The organism is Arthrobacter sp. 05T410 (genome assembly GCF_056396505.1).
Genome location: NZ_JBFTLP010000007.1, coordinates 43922 through 67863 on the forward strand (window position 1 = coordinate 43922; position 23942 = coordinate 67863).

26 protein-coding genes are annotated in these 23942 nt (G+C 67.7%); 11 read left to right on the plus strand and 15 right to left on the minus strand.

Going from position 1 to position 23942, the window contains the following annotated elements:
* Positions 1 to 52 precede the first annotated feature (52 nt).
* A complete protein-coding gene (locus AC1DFR_RS11865) occupies positions 53 to 592 on the minus strand; it encodes a DinB family protein (protein WP_476859918.1) in 540 nt (179 codons plus the stop codon).
* Positions 589 to 1407 (minus strand): DUF2306 domain-containing protein, encoded by an 819-nt coding sequence (locus AC1DFR_RS11870; protein WP_476873403.1) that lies wholly within the window; start codon positions 1405 to 1407, stop codon positions 589 to 591. The genes AC1DFR_RS11865 and AC1DFR_RS11870 overlap by 4 nt, the downstream gene beginning before the upstream one ends.
* 134 nt (positions 1408 to 1541) lie before the next feature.
* Between AC1DFR_RS11870 and AC1DFR_RS11875 the strand changes: the two genes are divergently transcribed.
* Positions 1542 to 2294: a TetR/AcrR family transcriptional regulator gene (locus AC1DFR_RS11875; RefSeq protein ID WP_476873404.1), complete on the plus strand. Its 753-nt coding sequence runs from the start codon at positions 1542 to 1544 to the stop codon at positions 2292 to 2294.
* Between the two features lie 7 nt (positions 2295 to 2301).
* Here the strand turns inward: AC1DFR_RS11875 and AC1DFR_RS11880 are convergent, their stop codons facing one another.
* From AC1DFR_RS11880 to AC1DFR_RS11890, 3 genes are all read right to left on the minus strand, one after another.
* Entirely contained in the window at positions 2302 to 3090 is a 789-nt protein-coding gene (locus tag AC1DFR_RS11880; RefSeq protein WP_230009667.1) for an alpha/beta fold hydrolase, read from the minus strand.
* An 89-nt stretch (positions 3091 to 3179) separates the two neighbouring features.
* Positions 3180 to 3677, minus strand: coding sequence for an SRPBCC family protein (locus tag AC1DFR_RS11885; RefSeq protein ID WP_230009669.1), 498 nt, complete (start codon positions 3675 to 3677; stop codon positions 3180 to 3182).
* Between the two features lie 18 nt (positions 3678 to 3695).
* Positions 3696 to 4115 (minus strand): ArsR/SmtB family transcription factor, encoded by a 420-nt coding sequence (locus AC1DFR_RS11890; protein ID WP_476873405.1) that lies wholly within the window; start codon positions 4113 to 4115, stop codon positions 3696 to 3698.
* A 123-nt stretch (positions 4116 to 4238) separates the two neighbouring features.
* Between AC1DFR_RS11890 and AC1DFR_RS11895 the strand changes: the two genes are divergently transcribed.
* The 6 genes from AC1DFR_RS11895 (at position 4239) to AC1DFR_RS11920 (ending at position 11062) form a co-directional block, all read left to right on the plus strand.
* Entirely contained in the window at positions 4239 to 5252 is a 1014-nt protein-coding gene (locus AC1DFR_RS11895; RefSeq protein WP_476873406.1) for a medium chain dehydrogenase/reductase family protein, read from the plus strand.
* Positions 5253 to 5372: 120 nt separating this feature from the next.
* A complete protein-coding gene (locus AC1DFR_RS11900; RefSeq protein WP_476873407.1) occupies positions 5373 to 5945 on the plus strand; it encodes an MOSC domain-containing protein in 573 nt (190 codons plus the stop codon).
* A gap of 160 nt (positions 5946 to 6105) precedes the next feature.
* A complete protein-coding gene (locus AC1DFR_RS11905) occupies positions 6106 to 7038 on the plus strand; it encodes a LysR family transcriptional regulator (protein ID WP_476871388.1) in 933 nt (310 codons plus the stop codon).
* Positions 7039 to 7154: 116 nt separating this feature from the next.
* Positions 7155 to 8252, plus strand: coding sequence for a tartrate dehydrogenase (locus AC1DFR_RS11910; RefSeq protein ID WP_230009632.1), 1098 nt, complete (start codon positions 7155 to 7157; stop codon positions 8250 to 8252).
* 184 nt (positions 8253 to 8436) lie between these two features.
* Positions 8437 to 9900: a C4-dicarboxylate transporter DctA gene (gene dctA / locus AC1DFR_RS11915; protein ID WP_476871389.1), complete on the plus strand. Its 1464-nt coding sequence runs from the start codon at positions 8437 to 8439 to the stop codon at positions 9898 to 9900.
* A gap of 1 nt (position 9901) precedes the next feature.
* Positions 9902 to 11062: a glycerate kinase gene (locus tag AC1DFR_RS11920; protein WP_476873408.1), complete on the plus strand. Its 1161-nt coding sequence runs from the start codon at positions 9902 to 9904 to the stop codon at positions 11060 to 11062.
* A 34-nt stretch (positions 11063 to 11096) separates the two neighbouring features.
* Here the strand turns inward: AC1DFR_RS11920 and AC1DFR_RS11925 are convergent, their stop codons facing one another.
* From AC1DFR_RS11925 to AC1DFR_RS11945, 5 genes are all read right to left on the minus strand, one after another.
* The gene (locus tag AC1DFR_RS11925; RefSeq protein WP_476873409.1) at positions 11097 to 11558 is read right to left on the minus strand and encodes an SRPBCC domain-containing protein; all 462 of its coding nucleotides are present in this window, start codon (positions 11556 to 11558) and stop codon (positions 11097 to 11099) included.
* A gap of 84 nt (positions 11559 to 11642) precedes the next feature.
* Positions 11643 to 12692, minus strand: coding sequence for a sulfate/molybdate ABC transporter ATP-binding protein (locus tag AC1DFR_RS11930; protein ID WP_476873410.1), 1050 nt, complete (start codon positions 12690 to 12692; stop codon positions 11643 to 11645).
* The gene (locus AC1DFR_RS11935) at positions 12689 to 13510 is read right to left on the minus strand and encodes an ABC transporter permease (protein ID WP_476858115.1); all 822 of its coding nucleotides are present in this window, start codon (positions 13508 to 13510) and stop codon (positions 12689 to 12691) included. Before AC1DFR_RS11935 ends, AC1DFR_RS11930 begins: the two co-directional genes overlap by 4 nt.
* A 5-nt stretch (positions 13511 to 13515) precedes the next feature.
* Positions 13516 to 14334 (minus strand): molybdate ABC transporter substrate-binding protein, encoded by an 819-nt coding sequence (gene modA / locus AC1DFR_RS11940; protein WP_476873411.1) that lies wholly within the window; start codon positions 14332 to 14334, stop codon positions 13516 to 13518.
* Positions 14331 to 14741: a TOBE domain-containing protein gene (locus tag AC1DFR_RS11945; RefSeq protein WP_476873412.1), complete on the minus strand. Its 411-nt coding sequence runs from the start codon at positions 14739 to 14741 to the stop codon at positions 14331 to 14333. Before AC1DFR_RS11945 ends, modA begins: the two co-directional genes overlap by 4 nt.
* Positions 14742 to 15003: 262 nt before the next feature.
* On the opposite strand from AC1DFR_RS11945, the gene AC1DFR_RS11950 reads away from it, so the two are divergent.
* On the plus strand, positions 15004 to 15585 hold the full coding sequence (locus tag AC1DFR_RS11950) for a hypothetical protein (protein ID WP_476873413.1): 582 nt from the start codon (positions 15004 to 15006) through the stop codon (positions 15583 to 15585).
* A 138-nt stretch (positions 15586 to 15723) separates the two neighbouring features.
* Here AC1DFR_RS11950 and AC1DFR_RS11955 read toward each other — a convergent pair whose 3' ends face one another.
* The 5 genes from AC1DFR_RS11955 to AC1DFR_RS11975 all read right to left on the minus strand — a co-directional run bounded on the left by AC1DFR_RS11955 (position 15724) and on the right by AC1DFR_RS11975 (position 20548).
* On the minus strand, positions 15724 to 16845 hold the full coding sequence (locus AC1DFR_RS11955; protein ID WP_476873414.1) for an NAD(P)/FAD-dependent oxidoreductase: 1122 nt from the start codon (positions 16843 to 16845) through the stop codon (positions 15724 to 15726).
* A gap of 68 nt (positions 16846 to 16913) precedes the next feature.
* Positions 16914 to 17969 (minus strand): Gfo/Idh/MocA family protein, encoded by a 1056-nt coding sequence (locus AC1DFR_RS11960; protein WP_476873415.1) that lies wholly within the window; start codon positions 17967 to 17969, stop codon positions 16914 to 16916.
* On the minus strand, positions 17969 to 18775 hold the full coding sequence (locus AC1DFR_RS11965; protein WP_290370353.1) for an amino acid ABC transporter ATP-binding protein: 807 nt from the start codon (positions 18773 to 18775) through the stop codon (positions 17969 to 17971). Before AC1DFR_RS11965 ends, AC1DFR_RS11960 begins: the two co-directional genes overlap by 1 nt.
* Positions 18772 to 19560: an amino acid ABC transporter permease gene (locus AC1DFR_RS11970; RefSeq protein ID WP_018775513.1), complete on the minus strand. Its 789-nt coding sequence runs from the start codon at positions 19558 to 19560 to the stop codon at positions 18772 to 18774. The genes AC1DFR_RS11965 and AC1DFR_RS11970 overlap by 4 nt, the downstream gene beginning before the upstream one ends.
* 142 nt (positions 19561 to 19702) lie before the next feature.
* Positions 19703 to 20548: an ABC transporter substrate-binding protein gene (locus tag AC1DFR_RS11975; RefSeq protein ID WP_476873470.1), complete on the minus strand. Its 846-nt coding sequence runs from the start codon at positions 20546 to 20548 to the stop codon at positions 19703 to 19705.
* A 205-nt stretch (positions 20549 to 20753) separates the two neighbouring features.
* Between AC1DFR_RS11975 and AC1DFR_RS11980 the strand changes: the two genes are divergently transcribed.
* From AC1DFR_RS11980 to AC1DFR_RS11990, 3 genes are all read left to right on the plus strand, one after another.
* Positions 20754 to 21836: a LacI family DNA-binding transcriptional regulator gene (locus AC1DFR_RS11980; protein WP_476859935.1), complete on the plus strand. Its 1083-nt coding sequence runs from the start codon at positions 20754 to 20756 to the stop codon at positions 21834 to 21836.
* 207 nt (positions 21837 to 22043) lie between these two features.
* Entirely contained in the window at positions 22044 to 23339 is a 1296-nt protein-coding gene (locus AC1DFR_RS11985) for a cation:proton antiporter (protein ID WP_476873416.1), read from the plus strand.
* Between the two features lie 366 nt (positions 23340 to 23705).
* Positions 23706 to 23885: a hypothetical protein gene (locus AC1DFR_RS11990; RefSeq protein ID WP_018775517.1), complete on the plus strand. Its 180-nt coding sequence runs from the start codon at positions 23706 to 23708 to the stop codon at positions 23883 to 23885.
* Positions 23886 to 23942 lie beyond the last annotated feature (57 nt).

The window sequence follows — 23942 nt, forward strand, 5'->3', positions numbered from 1 at the left end:
GCGCAACGGGTGGTTGGAGGGGTGCCTCGAGGCTACTCCCCCGTTTCGCCGTCTATTCCCCCGTCTCGCCGTCTAGGGCCTCGCGGAGGAGGTCGGCGTGGCCGTTGTGCCGGGCATACTCCTCGATCATGTGGCACAGGATCCAGCGCAGGCTCGGTGCCGAACCGTCCGGCCACGGGCGACGGGCCAATTGGTCCAGGCCGCCGGCGGCCAGGGCCTCCGTGACGCTGGCCCGGGACCGGTCCACGGCGTCCTGCCACAGGGTGCGCAGCTGGTCCGGGGTGTCCCCGGCGGCGGAATGCCACTCCCAGTCCGGGTCGGCCTTCCAGTCCACGGCGGCAAACGGGGCCTCCCGGTCCCGGGCGTGCAGGGAACGGGAGAACCATTCGCTCTCCACATAGGCCATGTGCTTCAGGAGCCCGCCCAGTGTCATCGATGAGGCAGCGGTAGTAGCCACAAGGCCGGCCGCGTCCAGCCCGGCGCATTTCCACGCCAGCGTGGCCCGCTGGTAGTCCAGGAATCCCAGGAGGGTCGCGGTTTCGTCGGAGGCGAGGGGAGGCTCCGGGCGGCCCTGATCGTCCACAATTGTCATGCGCGTGAGTCTAGCCGCCCGGCCTCCACGTCGCCGGAAACCGTCCGCTTCGCCGGAAAAGTACGGCGTGCCGGCACGCTTCCGGCGACTTCGACGACGGCGGCAGCAGGCATGGGGACGACGGCGGCAGGTTCGGGCACGGTCCGCCTGGAGCGCACGGTCCGCCTGGCGCGCCGGTGGATGACGTACTCGGCCACCGCAAGGTTGATCACCCAGGCTGCCCCCAGGAGCACCGCCCGGGTCGGCTCGTCGGGCGGGCCCACCAGCAGCATCCACGGCAGCCCCGTCAGCGCCTGCGTTCCCGCGGCAACGCCGATCCCGTAGCCGCGCGTCATCCACGCGCCGTGCCGCACAAAATCCCGGCGCACAACCGCCACGACTCCCAGGACAATGCTCGCCGCCATGGCCGAGCCGAAGACCAGCCGCAGCACCAACAGCGCCGGTCCGTCCCCGGGCGGCAGCGGATAGAAGACGGCCATCCACAGGCCGGACAGGGCGGCCAGCAGGCCCGCCGGCGCGAGGATGCGGCCGGCGATGCGGTGCCAGCCCCGGCGGCCCCGCAGCGCGGGGAGGAACTGGAACGCACCGAGCAGGCTGTAGGTGGTGACACTGAGGATGTGGGTCACCACGGGCACGGGTGAGGCGAAGAACCGGGCGTTCTGGGCGGTGATGGCGGCACCGCCGGTCAGTTCCGTCAGCCGCGCCGCACCGGCGATCACCGGGATGAGGCTGAGAAGGATCAATCCGGCGGGCACTGGCCACTGGGGGCGGCGGCGGACTCGGGGGACGGGGGCGCTGCTGGCGTGTGTTGTCACGGCGTGGTCCTTGGCTGGGATGGCTGGCGGCGGCGGTACATGAGACGCGAGGTGTACGGCGTACACCTGATGCGGCCACGTTAGGTGTACGGCGTACACTTGTCAATAGGGAACCGTTAGGGAAGGGTGGCCGGATGACCCAGCAAGCGGAGCGAACGCGCCGGATTCCGTTGAGCCGGGACCGCGTCCTGGCTGCCGCCGTCGTGCTGGCCGATCAGGTGGGGATCGAGGCGCTGAGCATGCGCCGGCTGGCGCAGGAACTCGGCGTCGTTCCGATGGCGCTTTACAAGCACGTGGCCAACAAGGAGGAACTCCTTGACGGCATGGTGGACGCCCTTGTCAGCGAGATCGATCCTCCCGTCCGCGATGCCGGCTGGAAGGACGCCGTGCGCCTGAGGGTGCTCTCGGCGCGGGGGGCGCTGCTGCGGCATCCGTGGGCCCGGCAAGTGCTGGAATCGCGCACGAATAAAACTCCAGCGGTCCTTGGCTACATGGACTCGTTCATCGGCATGTTCCTGGCCGGAGGCTTCTCCGTGGACCTGACCCATCACGTCATGCACGCCCTCGGCAGCCGCATGTGGGGGTTTACCCAGGAGCTGTTCGACGACTCCGCCGGCGGGAACGCCTCAGGGCTGGCCACCCTTCCGCCGGAGGCGCAGGCGGCCATGTTCCAGGAGATGGCCGAGAGGTATCCGAACATCCTGAAGGTCGCCACCGCCTCCGCGCACCAGGACTCCGTGGTGGGCCAGGGGTGCGATGACCAGTTCGAGTTCGAGTTCGCCCTGGATCTGCTCCTGGACGGCTTCGAGCGGCTGCACCGGCAGCACTGGACCTCCAGCCCGGCGCAGACCAGTCCGGCACAGACCTCGACGCCGGCGAGGCCCTGACCGGGCCCTACTCCTCCAGGAACCGCAGCAGGTACGGGAGAGTGGTCCGCATGGCCCGCAGGTCGCCCCCGCTCGCGGCCAGCTCGCCCAAATAATCGCCGTGGGTACCCGGCACGATCATCAGGCGCGCCCCGGGAATGACCCGTGACATCCGCACGGCGTGGTCAGCGCTGACGACGTCGCGGTCGGCGCTCAGCACCAGGGTCCGGGCCGTGATGCGGCGCAGGTCCTCGTCCGACCAGCCGGGGAAGCTCAGTATCCGCTGGCGGTCCAGTTCGAACATCCGCTCGAGGTGTCCGGGGTCCGGGTTCAGCCGGCGGTCCGCGTCCTGGTACACCTCCGGCATGTCATCGAGGGTTGCCTTTTCCATCCCCTCCCAGAATTCATCGCCCACAGCGTCGCGGCTGGCGAAGGTGGAGGCGGCAATCAGGCACCGCACCATGGACGGATGCCTCATGGCCAGCGCGAGCGCGGTGTGGCCCCCGGCGCTGAACCCGAGCACGTCCACGGAGTCCACGTTGAGCTCATCGAGCACGGCCTTGATGTCCCCTGCCGATCCTTCGGCGGTGAGCGGCCGGGCGGTAGCCGCGGTCCGGCCGTGGCCTTCCTCTTCGACGGCGATCACCTGCAGGCTCTCGGCCAGCAGCGCGGGGATGAGGCCGGCGAAATTGGTCTCGATGCTCGAGCCTCCGCCGGGAATCAGCAACAGCGGGGGCTCGCCGACCCGCGGGTGGCCGTGGACCTCGTAGTACATGCGGAGGTCGCCGTTGGCCGCGTAACCGTGGGTGAAAGTCACATGGCATGTTACCGCCGCTAATACCGGGCTGAACAGGGCCTTGCGGACGACGGCGGGAGATTCCCGCCGTCGTCGTGTTGCGTTGCAGGTCAGGCGTTGACGGACTCGGCGATGATCGCGTCGACCTGGCCCAGCGCCTCCCTCATGCCTTCTTCCATGCCCATGGCGACGATCTTCTCCATCTGCTCCTCCGCCTCGAAGGTGGACAGGATGGTCATTCGGGTACGGTCGCCGATTGGCTCCAGTGTCACAACTCCGTGGATCGTGCCCATGTCGGCCACGGGGTCGCCGTTGTCGTCCGCGAAGCCATCATCGAACTCCAGCCGGTGCGGAGCGTTGATGGTCACGAACCGCCACCAGCCGCGGGCCTTCTCCCCCTCGGGTCCCGTCATGTAGTAGCTGGCCTCGCCGCCCGGGACGAACTCGTGCTTCTCGAAGGTGGCCGGCCACGTGGGCGGCCCCCACCAGCGCTCGAGCTGGCGCGGGTCTTCCCAGATTTGCCAGACGCGCCCCACTCCGGCATCGAACTCGGCGACCACGGTGAGGCTCAGCGCCTCAAGATTCTTGACTGAACTGACAACCGTCATGACGAACTCTCCTATCCTTCAGTTTCCTTCAGCTTGGCCTTGCGATTTCTTGATTGGTCTGGCGCCTGCCTGCGTCTCGTCAGGTTCCGGGGCGGCCGCTTCGGCAAGCAGGTCCGCAATCCGGTCGGCGCGCTGGCGCCAAATGACCTCGTAGTCGTCCAGCAGGCGGCGGGCCCGCTGCAGGCCGTCATGGTTGGCCCGCACGATCTGCTCCCTTCCCCGCTTCTCCTTCGAGACAAGGGAAGCGCGTTCCAGCACCGCCACATGCTTCTGGACGGCCGCGAAACTCATGGCGTAGAGGGCGGCGAGCCCGGAGACCGAGTACTCGCCCACTGTCACCCGGCGCACGATGTCCCTGCGGGTCGCGTCGGCGAACGCGTGGAAAAGGCGGTCGAGTTCGTCGTCGTTGAGCTGGGTTCTGAGCTGATCTACAACCATTTGGTTGTATGATAGTCCGACCGCTCGGGGGTGTCAATGGGCCACGAAACGACGCCGGTGGAGACAAGGACCGGGCGGCAAGAGGCCGGTGTGCGGAGCGTGTGCCGAGCGTAGAGTGAGCCCATGAAGCGTGTGGTGATCGACCGCTTCGGCGGCCCCGAGGTCCTGCAGGTGGTGGAGGTCGACGATCCACGGCCCGGCCCGGGCGAAGTCCGCGTCAGGGTCCTGGCTTCGGGGGTCTCTTTCACCGATGCCCAGCTGCGCGCCGGCACCTACCTCGGCGGACCGAAGCCGCCTTTCACGCCCGGCTATGAGCTCGTCGGCATCGTTGATGAGCTCGGGCCCGGTTGCTCGCGGGTACGGGTCGGGGACCGCATCGGCGCGCTGACGGTGTGGGGCGCCAACGCCGAGCGCGTCTGTGTGCCAGAGGCATACGCGGTGGATGTGCCTGAGGACCTCGACCCGGCCGAGGTCGTAAGCCTCGTCTTCCCCTACATGACCGCTTACCAGCTGCTGCACCGGACGGCCCAGGCGAAGCCCGGGGAGAGTGTTCTGGTTCACGGCGCGGCAGGCAGGGTAGGGGCCGCCATCCTCGAGCTCGGAGCATTGGCCCGCCTCCGCCTCTACGGGACCGCCGCCGGCCGGGACCGCGCCGCAGTGGAGCGGCTGGGCGCGGTGGCTATCGACTATCAGAAGGAGGATTTCCTGGCCCGGGTGCGCGGGTTCACCGGCGACGGCGTAGACATTGCCCTCGACGGGATCGGTGGGCCGTTGTCTCTGCGCTCCTTCCGTGCGCTGCGGCCCGGCGGTCGGCTCGTCGTGTTTGGCCGCTACGCCACCATCGCGCAGGGGCGCAAGAACTGGCCGGGCGTGATCGCCTGGTACGCGGCAACGGGGAGCGTCGCCCTCTGGGGCTGGCTGTCACCCCGTCGAAAAGTGTTGTCCTACCGGATCCAGAAGCTGCGCATCCACCACCAGGACTGGTTCAGGGCAGACTTCTTCGCGCTGCTCGAGTTGCTTCGCCGCGGCGAGATTCACCCGGTGGTGGCCGAGCGCCTGCCGCTTTCCGACGTTCGCCGCGCCCATGAGCTACTGGGGAGCACCGCGTCGAAAGGGAAGATCGTGCTCGTACCCTGATCCGGCATGGTCGCCGCCGAGTTCGCGGGAAGCCTGCGAGGTCGCCGCAATGTTACGGCGTGTCCGCACGTTTCCGGCGACTTGGCGCGCCGGCGCTGCGAGGGAGGATAGTTTTAGGGCATGACGGCAAGCTACAGGTACGACGTCGAGATTCTGCACCTCCTTGTCTCGCCGGCACACGCCTACTTCGGCCGCGCCCGCGATGGTGCGGCGCAGGTCCCCACGACGGACGCGGACCAAGTGGAGCTGGTGGCCGGCAAGGGCATCGTCGGCGACCGGTTCTTCGGCAAGGCCGCGCACATGGACGCCGCCGTCACCCTCCTCTCGATCGAGGCCCTCGAGGCGATGGCCAAGGAACTGGCAGCCGGCCCCTTTGACCCGCTCCTGACCCGGCGCAATGTGGTCCTCCGGGGCGCCCAGCTCGCTCCCCTGCTCGGCGAAGAGTTCGCGCTCGAATCGAAGGGCAACGTGGTCCGGCTCCGGGCCGGACGGCCAGCCCACCCCTGCGCCTGGATGGACCGGATGCTTGCCCCCGGCGCGCACGCCGCCATGCGCGGCCGGGGAGGCGTGCGCTGCCAGCCGCTTTCGACCGGCCTCCTGAGCCGCGGCCCGGCCGTGCTGGTCAGCCCCCTCCCGCTCGACCCCGGGCAGGCCGGCGTCCCCACGCTGCTGCGCCCCTCCCGGCTGCCGTAGCGCGGCGGAGACGCGAGCGGCACGGACGACGGCGATCATGTTCTTTGCCGCGGATGTGGAACAAATGCTCATCCGAATCGTCGGCAGGAAATAGGCTCGGACTCATCGATCAGGCGGCCGCACGGCAACCGTCAAGCGCAAAACCGGTGAAGGAGCCAGGGTGGACACCCGAAAGCTGAAGTATTTTCTGGCTGTTGTTGACCACGACGGGTTCAGCCGGGCCGCGGAGCACCTGCTCATCGCCCAGCCATCGCTCTCGCAGACCATCGCCGCCCTCGAGAAGGAGCTGGGCGTGCCGCTCTTCCACCGGATCGGGCGGCGGGCGGTGCTCACCGAGGCGGGCAAGGAGCTGATCGGGCCGGCCCGGCTCGTGATGCGCAACCTCGATGCTGCGCAGTCCGCGGTGCAGTCGGTGCGTGGGTTGCGCAGCGGACGGCTGGACATCGTCACGATGCCCTCACCCGGGATCGAGCCCCTGTCCTCGATGATCGCCGCCTTCACCCGGGCGCATCCCCTGGTCAGGCTCAATGTCAGCGCCGCCTTCACCCCGGAGGACGTCATCGAGTCTGTCCGAAGCGGCAGCACGGAGATCGGGCTGGCAGGCTCCCCCACGCCCATCAAGGTTCCCGGCGTTGAGGTGTTGGAGCTCGATCGCCAGCCGCTGATCCTTCTCGTCAATCCCCAGTCCGATACGTTTGGCGCCGCAACAACGATCCAACGCGAGGAGCTGGCCGGCCACCGCCTGGTCGCGAGCCAGCGCGGTTCGCTGATGCGCTGGCTTGTGGACGACGCACTGGCGCGGGGGATCGACGCCGAAATCGTCGTCGAGGTCGCCCACCGGACCTCGATCCTGCCGTTGGTCCTGGCCGGGGTCGGCCACGCCGTGATGCCGTCGTCGTGGGCGCCCCTGGCCCACAAATCGGGGCTGCGGACGCTGCTGATCGAACCCGTGTCCTACCTGGATGTTGCCGTTCTCAGCCGGAGGGACGACCTGACCCCCGCAGCCCGGTCCTTCCTGGCGGTGGCGCGGCTGCACGCGGCCCCGCAACCGCAAGGAGGGACAGAAACGCCTCCCCCGGCGCATCATCAATAGGCTGAACCTATCTAGCGGATCGGATCTTGGTCTTGGACGGCATGTGGTGCCGGCCCGTCTACTTGAAGAGGAAGGCAGTGTGACGCTGCTAACACACTCAACGAGGAGGTAGGCACATGAGCGCCACCCAGACATTCAGCATCGCTTCAATCCCCGCAGACGGAGTCGGCAAAGAGGTCGTCTCCGCCGGACGCCGGGTCCTGGACGCCCTGGCGCAGAATTCCGGCGGCAAGTTCGCCTTCGAATGGACCGAGTTCCCATGGGGCTGCGAGTACTACGCCAAGACCGGCCAGATGATGGATCCCGACGGACTGGACACCCTCAAGGACTTCGACGCCATCTACTTCGGCGCTGTCGGCTGGGAAAACGTCCCGGACCACATCAGCCTCTGGGGCCTGCGCCTGAATATCACGCAGAACTTTGACCAGTGGGCGAACATCCGTCCGGTGAAGTTCCTCCCGGGCGTCCAGTCCCCGCTGCGCAAGGCCGACACCACCGAGCTCGACTGGATTGTGGTCCGCGAAAACAGCGAAGGCGAGTACGCCGGCCTCGGCGGGCGGAACCTCAGCGGCCGCGGTCCGGGCAACGAGGTCGCCCTGCAGACCGCACTGTTCACCGAGAAGGGCTGCGAGCGCATCATGCGCTTCGCGTTCGATCTGGCCCGGACCCGCACGGTGAAGAAGGTCTCCTCCGTCACCAAGTCCAACGCCCAGCAGTACGGCATGGTCCTCTGGGACGAAACCTTCCAGCGTGTTGCCCTGGACTACCCCGATGTCGCCACCGAGAGCGTCCTGGTCGACGCGATGAGCGCCAAGTTCATCCTCCACCCGGAAGACCTCTCCGTGGTCGTCGCCTCCAACCTGAACGCCGACATCCTCTCCGACCTCGGCTCGGCCCTGGCCGGCAGCCTCGGCCTGGCGGCCAGCGCAAACCTGAACCCGGAGCGCCGCTTCCCGTCCATGTTCGAGCCGGTGCACGGCTCGGCCCCGGACATCGCGGGCAAGGGCATCAGCAACCCGATCGGCGCGATCGCCAGCGCAGCCCTGATGCTGGACCACTTCGGCCTGCACGAGGAAGCCCGCCGCGTCGAGGCCGCCATCGAAGAGGCAACCGGCGCCGGCCACCTGACCCGCGACGTCGGTGGCGACGCCACCACCGCGGACGTCACCGACGCCATCATCGAGGCCCTGGCCCGCACCCTGGCGGCCGTCTAACGCTTCCGTCTGCCGCTGCGGCGCACTGAAACGGACGACGGCACTGAAACGGACGACGCCGGCCGCGCGGCCGGCGTCGAACGCTACACACTGCACGGGGCGGCTGCGCCGAACTGGCACCCGCCCCGTGCAAACCCCCACACTTAAAGCATCTCCAGAGACATTCCACAATGAGGTAGGAATCATGGGACACATCACCACCGCGGGCACGGAAATCCCGGCCCCCAAGAAACGCTGGTACAGGCAGCTGTACTTCTGGGTATTGACCGGCATCGTCCTCGGCATTCTGGTGGGCTGGCTGGCCCCGGCCGCGGGCATCGCCATGGAACCGATCGGCACCACCTTCGTCAACGCCATGAGAATGCTGATCGGCCCGATCGTGTTCCTGACCATCGTCGGCGGCATCGCCAGCGTCGCGGATCTGAAGAAGGTCGGCATGACCGGGCTGAAGGCCTTGACGTATTTCCAGATCGGCACGATCTTTGCCCTGCTCTTTGGCCTGGTCGCCATCAACGTCTTCCGCCTCGGCGACGGCGTCAACGCAGACGCCAGCGCGATCAAGACGACGGACTCCGCGGCCAAACTCATCGACGCCGGCGCCCACCAGGAATGGTGGCAGTTCCTGACCCACATCATCCCCACCAGCGTTGTCGCGCCCTTCGTGGAAGGCGACATCCTCCAGATTATCTTCATCGCCGTGATCTTCGGCGTCGCGCTGAACGCCATGGGCAAGGTCGGGGCGCCCGTCCTGGACGGTGTCCAGCGCCTCACCGGGGTCATGTTCAAAATCCTGGGCTTCATCATGAAGGCCGCCCCGCTGGGCGCGTTCGGCGCGATGGCCTTCGCCGTCGGCAAGTACGGCGTCTCTTCCCTCTCCAGCATGGGCGGGCTGATCGCCCTCTTCTACGCCACCTCGATCCTCTTCGTCGTCGTGGTCCTCGGCTCCGTCATGGCTTTCCTGAAGCTGAACATCTTCAAGATGATCCGCCACCTCAAAGAGGAGTACCTGCTCATTCTGGGCACCTCCACTGCCGAACCGGCCCTCCCGGGCCTGATGCGCAAGCTCGAGCACGCCGGTGTGAAGAAGGAAACGGTCGGGCTCGTGGTCCCCACGGGCTACAGCTTCAACCTCGACGGCGCCGCCATCTACCTTTCGCTGGCCGCCGTCTACATCGCCCAGGCAACCAACACGAACCTGACCATCGGCCAGCAACTGGGCCTCATCGCGGTCATGCTGCTCACCTCCAAGGGCGCGGCAGGCGTCGCCGGCGGCGGCTTCATCGCCCTGACCGCCACCCTGTCCACGCTCGGCACCATCCCTGCCGCCGGCATCATGCTTATCTTCGGCATCGACAAGTTCATGTCCGAGTGCCGGGCCCTGGTGAACTTCACCGGTAATGCCGTCGCCACCTTGTTCATCGCCTGGTGGGACCGCACCCTGGACGCGGACCGCGTCCGCCGCGTCTTCAACGGCGAAACTGTTGAGCCGCTGCCCAGCGAGGACCCGGTCCTCCCGGACGGCTACGGCGACATCGACGATGACCTGATCGAATACGGCCACCACACGCACCCGGAGCGCACAGAAGCCGCCGATGCCGATTCGACGGCCAAGGACACCCGCCGCCCTGCCTACTCAGAAACCATCTGACATGTTCAACACCACCGCCCCGAAAACCGTGCGGACCCTCATCGCACCGGACAAGTTCAAAGGCAGCCTCACGGCCGGCGAGGTGGCCGACGCCCTGGCCGCAGGGCTCCGCGCCGGAGCCGGCTCCACCGGCGGGGCCGGAGCGGTCCACTGCGAGCTGCTTCCCCTGGCCGACGGCGGGGACGGCAGTGTGGACGCCGCCGTCGCCGCCGGCTTCACCCGGCACCGCCACACTGTCACCGGGCCCACCGGCCGGCCCGTCCCGGCCGGCATCGCGTTCGACGGCACCACCGCCGTCGTCGAGGTCGCCAACACCTGCGGCCTGGCGCACCTGCCGGCGGGCCAGCTGGAACCCTTGGCGGCCTCCAGCCGGGGCTTTGGGGAAGCGATCCTGTTCGCCCTCAGTCTCAACCCGGCCAGGATCGTCCTGGCGCTGGGCGGAAGTGCCAGCACCGACGGCGGCATGGGAATGCTCACCGCCCTGGGCTACCGCTTCCACGACGGCCGCGGCCGGCAGCTCCACGGCAGCGGAGAGTCACTGGCGCAGATCCACACCATCCGCCGGACCAGGTTCCCCGAACTGGACAGCACGGAACTCGTGGTCGCCAGCGACGTCCACAATCCACTGCTCGGGCCCGACGGCGCGCCGGCGGTCTTCGGACCCCAAAAGGGCGCCGGACCGCAGGACATTGCGGCACTGGAGCACGGGCTGGCGCACCTCGTCGCCACGTTGACGGACGCCGGGTTTGAGGACGCCGCCGAACTGACGCAGCGCGAGGGCGCCGGAAGCGCCGGCGGGATCGGCTTCGCGTGCATGCTGCTGGGCGCCAAGCAGGTCTCGGGCGCCGACTACTTCCTGGACCTGCTCGATTTCAACAACCGCAGGGACAGTTGCGACATCGTCATCACCGGCGAAGGCAGCATCGACGAACAGACCCTCGCCGGCAAGCTTCCCGCCGCCGTCGCCCGGAGGTCGGGAACCCGCCCGATCATCGCGGTGGCCGGCCGTTCCCTCCTCCCCCGGGAAAGGTGGTCCGAACTGGCGCTCACCCGGGTCTACACCCTGGCCGAGTACACCGACCAGGACTCCGCCAAAGACCCCGGACTTTCCGCCGCCCTGCTGCAGAGGATCGGGAGGGACATCGCGGCAAGCCTGCTGTAGGCGCTAGCGGAATCTGGCCCCGCGGTCGTACTGCCTAATCGCGCTCTGGCTCGTCCCGCCCTGACTCTTCCCGCTCGGCGATCGCCTTCACGCTCTTCACCAGGCTGTCCCACATGCCCTTGGAGTGGTCGGCGTCCTCGGCGCTGGCGTTGTTGTCCTGGGCGAGCGTCAGTTGCGTGGCACCGGCTTGGTCCTCGAGCGTCCAGGTCAGCGTGTGGTAGTTCTCCGGCGCATCCGCCTGGCCGCTCAACGGGCTGAAGTGCGTGACAACAAGCCGCCGTCCGGGTTCAAACTCGAGGATGCTGCCCCTGTCCTCGTACTCCTTGCCGTCCCAGGTGCCCCGCCACAGGATGGGTCCGCCTACCGTCCAGTCGGTCACGAGTTCGGTGCCGAACATGAACTCCTTGGCGGCATCGGGATCGGTGATCACGGACCATACGCGGCTCGCGGGCGCCCCGATGGTGATGGTCGAGGTCGCCACATACATTCCAGGCATAGCTTCCTTTCCTCGCGGAGTCGCTCGGCGCCGGCAGCGCCCGGCACCGAGACTACTCCGCCGGGCGGAACGTGCGGAAGCTCCCTAGGCCGGGTAGATCGCGATGGCGGCGGCCTTGATGACGAAGTAGACGCTCATTCCGGGGATGAGGCCGAGGTCGGCTGACGCGGCCGGGGTGATGTCGGCGGAGAGTCGACCGGCACGGACACGGATCTGATCGCCGTGGGGCTCCAGGTCCGTGATGATCACTTGGAATGAGTTTCGCGGACTGCCGTGCTCTTCGGTGAGGAACACCGATACCGCCGAGGGCGGAAAGACCGCTACTCCGTCCTGCCCGGGCTCGATGGTCTCGTCCCGGTGGCCCGCGACGACCATGCCCTCGGCGGTGGTCACCCCGGCGTCGCTGACAGTCCCCGCCACCAGGTTCAGCCCGGCCAGTCCGGCGGCGAACCGGCTGCGCGGTTTTTCCAGGACTTCGCGGGTGGGGCCCTGTTCGGTGATCCGGCCGTCCTCGAGGACGATCACCCTGTCGGCCAGCATGAGGGCGTCGAGGATGTCGTGGGTGATGATGATGGCCCGGCGGCCGGCGAGGACGCGCTTGAGGAGCCGGCGGAGCAGCGGGGCGGCATGGATGTCGAGCGCGGCCATGGGCTCGTCCAGGAGTAGCAGGTCGGGGTCGGCGGCGAGGGCGCGGGCCACGGCCACCCGCTGGGCCTGTCCGCCGGAGAGCTGTCCGGGGCGCCGCGAGGCGAGGGAGTCGGCGTCGACTTCACTGAGCCAGTGCATGGCCGTTTCGCGGGCCGCTGCGCTGGAGGCGCCGGCGCTGCGTGGCCCGAACGCGACGTTGTCCAGTGCGCTGAGGTGCGGAAACAGGAGGGCTTCCTGGGCCAGCAGCGCCGTGCCCCGGGTGTGCGGGGCGCGCCAGATGTTGGTGTCCGCGCTCAGGTCGAAGAGGACTTTTTCGCCGATCGTGGCTTTGCCGGCATCGGGGCGCAGCAGGCCCGAGATGATCGAGAGGAGCGTCGATTTACCGGCCCCGTTGGGCCCGAGGATGGCGATTGTCTCGGCCGGTCCGAGGCTGAAGGAGACCTCGAAGCCCCGTGCGGCAAGGGTTGCGTCCAGCTGAAAGGTCACCGGAGTGCTCCTTCCGGTGCCACGCCAAGGCGCGGGCGCCGGTAGGAGAGCCCGACGACGGCCACCGCCACGGCGACCAGCAGGAGGGAGAGCGCGACGGCGGCGTCGGCGTCGGTTTCGCGTTGCAGATAGATCTCCAGCGGCAGGGTGCGGGTGACGCCCTGCAGGCTGCCGGCGAAGGTCAGGGTGGCACCGAATTCGCCCAGGCTGCGGGCGAAGGACAGAACGGCGCCGGAGGCCAGGCCGGGGAGCACCAGCGGGATGGTCACCCGGCGCAGCACCGTGCCCGGGCGCGCCCCGAGGGTCGCGGCGACCGCCTCGTACTTGTTGCCGGCGGTGCGCAGGGCGCCTTCGAGGCTGACCACCAGGAACGGCAGGGCAACGTACGTCTGGGCGAGGACGACGGCGGTGGTGGAGAAGGCGATCTGGATTCCGGCCAGTTCCAGGCTTTTGCCCAGCAGTCCCTGGCGGCCGAAGGTGTAGAGCAGGGCGATGCCTCCCACCACGGGGGGCAGGACCAGCGGCAGCAGGACGAAGGCCCGGAGCAGGCGCTGGCCCGGGAACGGGCTCCGGGCCAGGATGAGTGCGAGCGGCACGCCGAGGACGATGCAGGAGGCGGTGCTCGCCGCGGAGGTACGCAGGCTCAGGCCGAGCGCGGTGAGTGAGGATTCGGAGGTGATCAGCGGGATGAACTGGGACCAGTTGACCTTGGCGACCATTGCAACCAGCGGCAGCAGGACGAAGAGTGCCCCTGCTGCCGCGATGGCGTAAATCCATGCCGGGATGCCTGTGTACCCGGTGCCGCTGCGCCTGTGCATGCCGTTTACGGGGTGCCGAATCCGGCGTCGCTCAGCACCGTCTTGCCCTCGCCGCCGGTGACCGCGGCGATGAAGGCAGCGGCGAGCTCCTTGTTCTTGCTCGTGCCGACCGTGGCGATCGGGTAGGTGTTTACGGCCTGGTCCGACTCGGCGAAGGGGATGCCTTTGACCTTGTCTCCGGCGTTCCTGACATCCGTGACATAGACCAGCCCGGCGTCGGCCTCACCCGAGGTGACCTTGCCCAGGACATCCGTGACGGACGATTCCTCGCTGACCGGCGCCAGGGTGGTGCCGGTGGCTTTTTCGACGGTCTCGGCAGCGGCGCCGCAGGGAACCTGCGGTGCGCAGACCACCACCTTCACGCCCGGTTTGGCGAGGTCGGCGAAGGAGCTGATCGATGCCGGGTTGGACGGCGGAACCGCGATCTCCAGGACGTTCGTGGCGAAGTTGGCCGGGGCGCCGTCGATCAGTTCCGCATCGGTCAGCTTGGTCATGTTCTTGGTGTCGGCGGCGGCAAAGACGTCGGCCGGGGCGCCCTGGGTGATCTGCGTGACCAGGTCCGAGGAACCGGCAAAGTTCAAAGTGATTTTGGTGCCGGGGTTCTTCGCCTCGAAGTCGCTGGCCAGCTTGGTGAAGGTCGATTTCAGCGAGGCCGCGGCGTAAACGGTGATCGCTCCGGACAGCGTGGGGGTCTCACGGGCCCCGGCGCTGGAGTTGGAGCCGGTTCCGGCTGCCCCGGGCGTGCCGGCGGCACAGCCCGCCACGCCCGCGGCCAGGGCGCCGGCCGCCAGCAGTGCGGTGACGTGCTTGCGGGCAGTCCTCATATGATGCTCTTTCCGTGGGGCGTTTCGATGATGACGGTGGTGGCTTTGACCACGGCGGTCGCCACGGAGCCAAGCTCCAAGCCCAGTTCCCGGACGGCTTCGCTGCTCATCAGGGACACGACGCGGAAGGGCCCGCACTGCAGCTCAACCTGTGCCATGACTTTGTCAGCGGTGATGCCCGTGACCAGGCCGACGAACCGGTTGCGGGCGGAGCGGCCCACCTTGGTGGGGTCATCGGGAAGCTGTGCCTGGTCGCGGGCCAGGTGGGCAAGTTCCAGGCCCTCCACGGCCAGCCGGCCGGAGTCATCCTTGACCGGGGTCAGGATCCCATTCTCGGTCCAGCGCCGGACGGTGTCGTCACTGACCCCGAGAAAACGTGCTGCTTCGGAGATGCGGATTTTCGGCATGACTCCATAATCACCTATTTGCGGCAATTATGGGCATTCCTATCCGCAAATCAGTAAAGAATCCTCGTTTGGTGTCATCCGGGGCGCAGCCGGGTCCGGCACCAAGATCCTCGAACTCAAGCCGCATTTCGGGCCCGCCGGTGGCGCCGCCGCCGGGCGCCGCCCGCTGGCTGGTCACCAGGAGCGACGGCGGGTCGATTTTCCCGCCGCCCGGGACGATAATCGGAGGTGACCGGACAGCTTCTGCCGAGAGGAGCCGGCCGTGGCCCCCACCACCCTGCTGGCAGGATTCAGATCTGCGATCGCCGCCCTCACGCTGGGGGTGCTGCTGACCGGAACCGGCTGCTCCTCCGACAACCCCGCGGAAACCACGAAGATCACGCCGGCGACCAACGGGATCAACACCGTGGTCGGTCCGATGAAGCTGGCGGACATGCTCATCCTCTCCCACGGAGCGGACCAGCCCGGACGGATCATGGGCACGGTTTTCAACACGTCCGCCAAAGACGCGGTTGTCACCATCTCCGGCGCTTCCGGATCGACGGTATCGATTCCGGTCAAGGCCAACGGCGAAACGTCTTTGGTCCAGCCTCCGGCCATGATGCTGGACCCCACCACGGGATCCCCCGGGTCCCTGGTCACGGTCCGGGTGAGCGAGGACTCCACAGGTACGTCGGCCGAGCTGCAGCTTCCGGTCCTCGACTCCACGCTGCCCGAATACCAGTCGTACATGCCCGCGACGCCCGGATCCGGGGCTGCCTCCGGCAGCCCGTCACCCACGCTGCCCGGGAACACCACCACCCCATCCGGGACCGGGTCCCCCAGCCCCTCCCCCAGTCCGTAGCCCGAAGCCCGGCCCCAGGCGCCAGACAACAACGGATCTGGCCCCAAAGGTGGCACCGCCGGCGCAGGAGCAGGACAGGTCATAGGCAGGCAGGGCCGGTGAACGCCGTCCCTGCCTGTCTGGCAGCCGCGGCTCTGGCTAGGAGAAGCGTCCCGGCCGGAAGGTGGCCAGCATCGGGTGCTTCGTGCCGGTCATGATCTCGCCCGCGAGAAGTTCTCCTGCGATGAGGCCCAGCGTGGCCCCCGAGTGAGTGAAGGCCACGAAGCAGCCGGGCACTTGGCCGAGTTCGCCGAGGACCGGTTCGCCGTCGCCCGGGATGGGCTTGTAGCCGATCTTCCAGGAGGCCGGTTTGAGGTCGGGGTTGCCGCCGATGAGCTTGGATGCTTCATCGGCGAGTTCCTGGACCACGTCATCGGGGATGCTGAAGGAGCCGTCAGGGTGTTCGGCGATGTGCCCTTCATACCAGTCGTGGTCCAGGGCAAGGGTGTTTCCGGGGTTGGGCCGGACGGCGGCCCGGGGGGTGTTCAGCACGGCCTTCAGCTCGTGCTCGACGGGTTTGGTCAGCACCAGCATGGAGACCGGGGATCCGTTGGGGATCTTGACGCCGAGGGAGGCGACGACGGCGGGAGTTGCGGCACCGCATGCCACGAGGACAGCGTCTGACTCGTGGGTTTCGCCTGCGGCCGTCTCGATGCCGGTGGCCCGGCCGCCGTCGACCGTCACGGACACTTTGCCGGCGTTGAGTACGAGTTCACCGCCCAGGGCGTGGAACTCCTCCATCAGGAAGTCCACCAGATCGGGCAGGCTGACCCAGCCCTCACCGGGGTTGAAGATGGCGTTCTCCGGAACGGCATCCGGTTCGATGCCGGGGGTGGCCGAGGAAACCTGTGCGGGTGTCAGAAGCTTCGAGTCATAGCCGATGGATTTCTCGTAGTAGTGGCGGGCTTCCGTGGCGGCTTCCTGGCCGGCGGGATTCCACATGAGGCCACCGCCGAACTGCAGCCAGTCCCGGCCGGGGTCCGCGGCGAAGAGCGTGCGGTAGCGGTCCACGCCGGCGACCCGGAGCTGGTGGTACGGTGTGGACCGTTCTCCGGCGGAGTTCAGCCAGGAGAGCGAGCGGCCGGTGGCCTCGCTGGCGAGGCCGTGTTCGGTCAGGAGGATGACGGAGGCGCCGTCGCGGAGCAGGTGGACGGCCGTGGAGACGCCGAGGATGCCACCGCCGATGATGGCGATGCGCTTGGTTGAGGGCGTGGAGGACATGGGTCTGCCTTTCCTAAAGTAGAGGTATCTGGGGTGTCCGTGAGGGGCACTGGGAGCCGGTGTGCGGGCTATGCGAAGGCGCGGATATTTTGGATGACGCTCAGGACGTCGAGGGACTCTTCGGGGTCGACCGGAAGTGGGCCCTTGCCACGGAGGGCAGTCGCGAGCTCTGCATAGAACAGCGGATAGGCGCCGGGTTCAGATGCGACTGGCCGCAGGTCTCCGTCGACACCCACGGTCCCCCAATGGGTTTGGGGTTCGACGCCGTAGCCCGGGTCCGTGGGTATCGTTCCGGCCGCGAGGGCCGGTTCCTGGCCGTCCAGGCCCCACTTCGTGTAGCCGGACTGGGAGCCCAGGACGTGGAAGCGTGGGCCGACCTGCGCCGTCATGCCGTTCATCCACAACCGTGAGCGGACCCCGGATTCGTGGAGCAGGGACACGAAGGCCTCGGTGTCGGCACCGGCCGGATCCGGGCCGCGGTTCGCCGTTTCGCCGTAGCTTTCGGTCACCGGGCCAAAGAGCTGGACGGCCTGGTCGATCAGGTGGGCACCGAGGTCGTTGAGGATGCCGCCGCCATCGGGCACGGCGGCGGTGTCCCGCCAGTTTCCGAAGCCCTCCGGCCGCCACCATTCGAAGCGCGACTCGAAGCTGCGGACCTCGCCCAGCGCTCCTTCCCCGATAAGCTTCTGAAGCGTCAGGAAATCGGCGTCCCAGCGCCGGTTCTGAAATACCGTGAGCTGCACGCCGGCGTCGGCCGCTCGGGAGATGAGCTCCTGCCCCTGGCCCGGTGTGGTGACGAACGGTTTGTCCACCACCACGTGGAGGCCATGGGCGATGGCCGTTGCGGCGAGGTCGAAGTGGGTCAGCGGTGGCGTTCCGAGGACCACCAGATCGAGGTCACCGGACAGCGCAAACAGGTCCTCCGGCGTCGGGACGATCCGGGTGTCCGGGTAGAGCCTTGCCGCCTCCGAGGCGCGGTCCTGATCCGCCGTGACGATCACGTCCAGCGAGTAGTTGGCATCCGCCGCGATCAGCGGTGCGTGGAAGACTTTGCCCGAGATGCCGAACCCCACGACGGCGGTGCGGATGGGTGCTGCCGCGGTGTTTCCCTTCAGGGTCTCCATCAGAGCACTTCCGAGAGGAATCGCTGGAGGCGTTCGCTTTGCGGGTTGTCGAAGAGGTCGGCGGGCGTGCCGGACTCGACGACCTCGCCTTCGTCCATGAAGACAACCTGGTCGGCGACTTTGCGGGCAAAACCCATCTCGTGCGTGACCACCAGCATGGTCATGCCGCGGCGGCCCAGGCCTGCCATGAGGTTCAGCACGCCCTTGACCAGTTCCGGGTCCAGGGCGCTGGTGGCCTCGTCGAAGAGCATGACTTCCGGTTCCATGGCCAGGGCTCGGGCAATCGCGACGCGCTGCTGCTGTCCGCCGGAGAGGTCGCGGGGGCGGTGGTCGGCGCGTTCGGCAAGACCGACCTCGGCTAGGCGGCGCCGGGCGCGTTCCCTGGCTTCGGCCTTGGGCATGCCCTTGACGCTCCAGAGGGCCAGCGCCACGTTCTCGAGGGCGGTGTGGTCCGGGAAGAGGTTGAAGTGCTGGAACACCATGCCGATGCGGCTGCGCAGGAGGTCCGGTTTGACCTGCAGGGCGCTCTCGCCGGCCAGGAGCACGTCCCCGCTCTTGGGTTCGTGAAGCCGGTTGACGCCGCGCAGGAGAGTGGATTTGCCGGAGCCGGAGGGCCCGATGATGCAGGTGGTGGTGCCCGGGGCGACGTTGAGGCTGACATTGCGGAGCACCTCGACGTCGCCGTAGGCCATGGTCAGGTTCTGCAGTTCCAGGCTGGAGCCGTGGAACGTCTCGATGTCCGGGACTGATTCTTTGGCATTGCTGGCGGTGTTGGTGCTGCTTGCGGTGTTGCTGGCGAGGCTCATGTGTTGCTCCCGGTGGTCAGCGGTGAAGCCGCGGCGAGTTCTTTGACTTCCTTGAGACCGCTGCTGGGTGCGGCGGGGCGGCGTCGGCCGGTGCGGAAGCGGTTATCGAAGTAATTGACCAGATGGGTCAGCGGAACCGTGATCAGCAGGTAGAAGATGCCGGCCATGACCAGGGGCGAGAGGTTGCCGGAAAGCACGGCGGCGTCCTGGCCCACGCGGAAGAGCTCGCGTTCCGTGACCAGCAGGCCCAGGAAATAAACCAGCGAGGAGTCCTTGACGATCGCGATGAACTGGTTCACCAGCGCTGGCAGGACCCGGCGGACTCCTTGCGGAACCACCACCAGGGCCATGGACTTCGCGTAGCTCATGCCCAGCGCGCGGCAGGCCTCACCCTGGCCTTTGTCCACGCTCTGGATACCGGCGCGGAAGATCTCCCCGATGTAGGCGCTGGCGATCAGGCTCAGGGCGATGATCCCCAGGGGGTAGGGCGAGGGACCGAAGATCGATTGGCTGAAGCGGGCGAAACCCTGGCCGATCAGCAGGATGGTCAGGATGGCGGGGAGTCCGCGGAAGAGGTCCGTGTAAATCCGGGCCGGAACCCGAAGCCACCGCGAGGGAGATATCCCCATCACGGCGACGACCATGCCGAGGGCAACGCCGATGATGGTCGCCGCAACGGAGATGATGAGGGTATTGAGGAGACCGACTCCCAGAAGCTGGGGCAGGACCTCGGCCATTGCGCCGAAGTCGAAGAAGGTGCGGGTGATGGTGCTTAACCAGTCCATGGTTGCTCTCAGACGTAGATAGCTTGTGGAACCCGGCGGGCCGCGCAGTGCGGCCCGCCCGGTCAGGTGGCAGCCGGGCTATGTGCCGACGTGCCGATGGTTCGGTGCCTGTTGGTTGCCGGCCGCTTACTTGCTGGGCCGTTTACTTGCTCGGCGCAGGCGTTGCCGTCGGCTCAGCTTTCGGCAGGTACTGCTCGGGCATCGGGGAGCCCGGGAACCACTTCTGGTAGAGCTTCTTCCAGGTGCCGTCCTCCATGGCTGCGGCAAGGCCCTTATTGAGGGCGTCCTTGAAAGCGGTCTTGCCCTTGGCCACGGCGAAGCCGGCGGGAGCGTCGAAGGACGGGATGTCCGCGGCGCTGATCAGCCCGTACTGCGTTTCATAGGCCTTGGCGGCCTCGTAGTCCAGGAAGTGTGCATCAACGGATCCACTGTTGACGGCGGCGATCGCGGTGTTGTTGTCCGGGAAGCGCACCAGGCTCGCGGAGGTGAAGTTCTTGACCGCGTAAGCCTCCTGCAGCGTTCCCTGCACGACGCCGAGACGCTTTCCGCCGAGGCCGTCGGCGCCGGTGATGCCCGAGGTTTTCGTGGTGATGACGGTCAAGTAGCCGGCCAGGTAGCCATCGGAGAAGTCGACGGTTTGTTTGCGCTTGTCAGTGATGCCGATCGCCGCAACGCCGGCGTCGAACTGGCCGTTGGAGACGGCCGCGAGCAGCCCGGAGAAGTCCTGTCCGGTGAAGACGACCTTGTCCACTCCGGCGCGGTGGGCGACGTCTTTGAAGAGCTCGACGTCGAAGCCGGTGAAGTTACCCTGGGCGTCGGCAAAGGTATAGGGCTTCGAATCACCCAGGCTGGCAACGCGGATGGTGCCGGCTTCAATCAGGCCGTAGGGGTTGTCCGCCGGCGAGGACGAGGCGGATGAGCTGCCTCCGCAGCCGGAGAGTGCCAGGACCGCGGCAACAGCAGCGGCGATGAGCGCCCCGGGGCGCATTTTGTTTCCTGTGTTCACAGCGTTTCCAATCGTGGGGATGAGCAGCGGGGCAGGCAGGCAGTGGGCCCCGTGGAGTGGCACTTTATCGATGGAAGTCTTGCTGAGTCCGGTCTCAGTCCCTAGGATTGAGACCGGACTCACATCGATTGCTAGAAATGTAATCGAAGCCACATCAGGCGTCAAGGGTCCGCTACGAAAGGCCGTAATGAATAGTGATGCTTCCCGGCGCCGCGATGTCACTGTCGCCGACGTCGCCAAAGCAGCCCAGGTTTCCAAGGCCCAGGCCGCCCGCGCCCTGGGCAACTACGGGGCCGTGAGCGACGACGTGCGTGAGCGGGTGCTGGCTGCCGCCGAGGAACTGGAGTACCGGCCCAACGAGCTCGCCCGCAGCATGAACACCGGGAAATCGCACACCATCGGGGTGGTGGTCGGCGACATCGAAAACCCCCATTTCGGCCTGGCCACGCGGGGCATTACGGATACCGCCAAGCGGAGTGGATTCAATGTCATCCTGATCAATACGGACGAGGATACCGAGGCGGAAATCGACGCCGTCAGGGTGCTCCTCGACAAGCGCGTTGACGGCCTGATCGTGGCACCCGCGTCTTCCGTGGAAACGCAACATTTACGGCGCGTTTACGAATCCGGCCGTCCGCTGGTCCTTTTGGACCGCAAGGCGCCAGGGCTCGACGTCGACACCGTGGCGGTGGACATGGAGGACATCTCCCATGAATCCACCAGCTATTTGCTCAAGTCCGGCCACCGGAGGATCGCCTTCGTCTCCACGCTGAAAACAGCCGGGCCGTACCACGACGGCATGCAGCTGGACTCGTCCCAGATCTCGGACCGGCGCGACGGCATGAAACGCGCATTCGAGGAGGCGGGGCTGGACCTGCCCGTCGATCTGATCCGCCTCAACGCCGGCGACGACGAGTCCATCAAGAAGATCACCCGCGAGCTGGTGCAGCGCCCTGACCCGGCGACGGCGATCATCGCCTCCGACGGGCTGATCGGCCTCAGCGTGGTGGAAGCGATCCACGAGCTCGGCCTCTCCATTCCGGGTGATGTCTCCTTCCTCATGTATGACGACTTCGCCTGGACGCGCCTGACCACGCCCCCGCTCACGGTTATCGCCCAGCCTGTCTACGACATGGGCGTAGCGGCCGCGTCAGCCCTGATCCGGCAGATCGAAGGCCGCAAGGCACCGGCGGCCGCACCGACATTCACGGCCGCACTGATCCGCCGCGGCTCGGTCGCGGCCCCGCGGGCGGCCCGCGAGCACACTTAGTCCGCTTGCGGGCGCCATTGGGCGCCTCGACCCAAAGGACAGGGCTTAGTTCTCTGGCGCGGTCCCGGGCCGGCGGATTAACTTGAACTGCAGGGGAACGTTTAGTGCAATCGGCGGAGGGAGCGTGATCCCTGTGGGCGGACCCACCCGGCTGCTGGAATCGGGCCACCCTCACGCGGCGCCCACGGAAACGGGCGCCGATCCGTCATGGAGCTGACGGTCATTGTCCTCATCACCGCCCTCCTGTTCGCGTGGGCGCTGGTGTCGGCGCGGCTGCAGCAGGCGGACCTGACCGCTCCCATTGTGTTCACCGCTGTCGGCGCAGCCCTGGCCTGGTCCGGGCTGGTCAGCGGCCCGTCGCCCCTGGCGAGTATCACCCCGGTTGTCGAGGTCACCCTGGTGTGGGTGCTCTTCTCCGACGCCGCCCGCTTGCCGCTCCAGCAATTGCGCCGGGACGTGAGCCGCTACGTGCGGCTGCTGGGAGTCGGCCTGCCGCTGACGATTGTGTTCGGGTGGGCCCTGGCCGCCTGGTTCTTTCCCCAGTTCGGGTTCTGGCTGGCCCTCCTCGTCGGCGCTGCGCTTGCCCCTACCGACGCCGCACTCGGAATACCCGTGGTGACGAATCCGGCGGTGCCGTCGCGGATCCGCCAGCTGATCACGGTCGAAAGCGGCCTCAACGACGGCATCGCCACCCCGGTCGTCATGCTCGCCATCGCCGGCGCGGCTGCCGCAGCAGGCCTGGAGAGCGCCGAAGGCCCAGGCAGCGCGGCCATGGAGCTGCTCATCGGCGCCGGCGTCGGCGCAGCGGCCGGCGCCGCGGGCGGGTGGCTGCTCCAGCTGGCCCGCCGGCGCGGGACCGCAACCGAGGACTTCGCCGGCATCGGCGTCCTGGCCCTGAGCCTGCTCTCCTACAGCGCCGCACTCGCGGTGGGCGGCAACGGCTTCGTCGCCGCGTTCTGCGCCGGGCTGGCGTTCGGCACCTGCGCCGGGGAACGGGGGCCGGCCGAACTGGCCTTCGTTGAGCAGATGAGCGGCCTGGTGTCCCTGCTCGTGTGGCTGGCCTTCGGAGCCATCACCGTGCCGATCATGCTGGAGCACTCCCTCCCCCTGACCGTCGCCTATGCCGTGCTCAGCCTCACGGTGGTGCGGATGCTGCCGGTAGCGCTGGCCTCAATTGGCGCCGGCCTCGACCGGAATACCGTCCTGTTCGTGGGCTGGTTCGGCCCGCGCGGACTGGCGTCCCTGGTGTTCGCGCTGCTGGCGCTGGAAGCCCTTGGACCAGTGTCCGATCAGGCTGTGGCCGTCATCGCCGCCACCGTACTGCTCAGCGTCCTGGCCCACGGCTTCAGCGCCGCACCGCTGGCTGCCCGCTACGGACGGGCCGCTGCCGCAGCGGGACCGGAGCCCGGCGGACCGGTGCCGGTCTCTCCGGCCCCCGCCCGGGGGCTGAGTCGCATGCACATCCACCCTCCGCATTTTCGGTCGAAGCGGTCCCGTCCCTAGACCGCACTGAACCGTCCGCGCTGGACTCGGGTGCCGTCGTCGCCGTTCACGTTCCGCCGCAGCGGGCTGTGATGAGTCTCACGCGTAAATTTCGCCATCTGGCTTGAGCAGCCAGCGCGGCGCTGTGCACTATGGAAAGGCAAGGCAGGGACTGCGACGTTCCTGCCGGTGCAGCCTGACGATTTCCCGCGACGTTCCGCGTCCGCAGTAAACGCCGGGCACCCATCCTGGTGGACGCAATGAGGCCAAACCGGTGAGCTCGCAGAGCTGCCCACGGTCTCAGGCGTTCCTGGTTTGGCCCCTACGGCGGCTCCGCATCGGTGCGGCAGCCGGACATCCGGATTCATGAAATGGAAGCACTGAACAATGACGTTTGAAACTGCCAACTCTGTAACCCACAAGCTCTGGGACCGCTCCACCATGCACCACGAGCTGGACGCACTGGTCCACGAGCTCTCCGAGCGCCACAACACCGCCAAGAGCAACATCGCGGTCCACGCCAGCGGCCCGAACACCTTCACCCTCAGCCTGAACCACGGCGCCTAAAGCCCGGGTTCCAGGCAGCAAGGCCGAACGACGACGGCGGGACCCACGTCCCGCCGT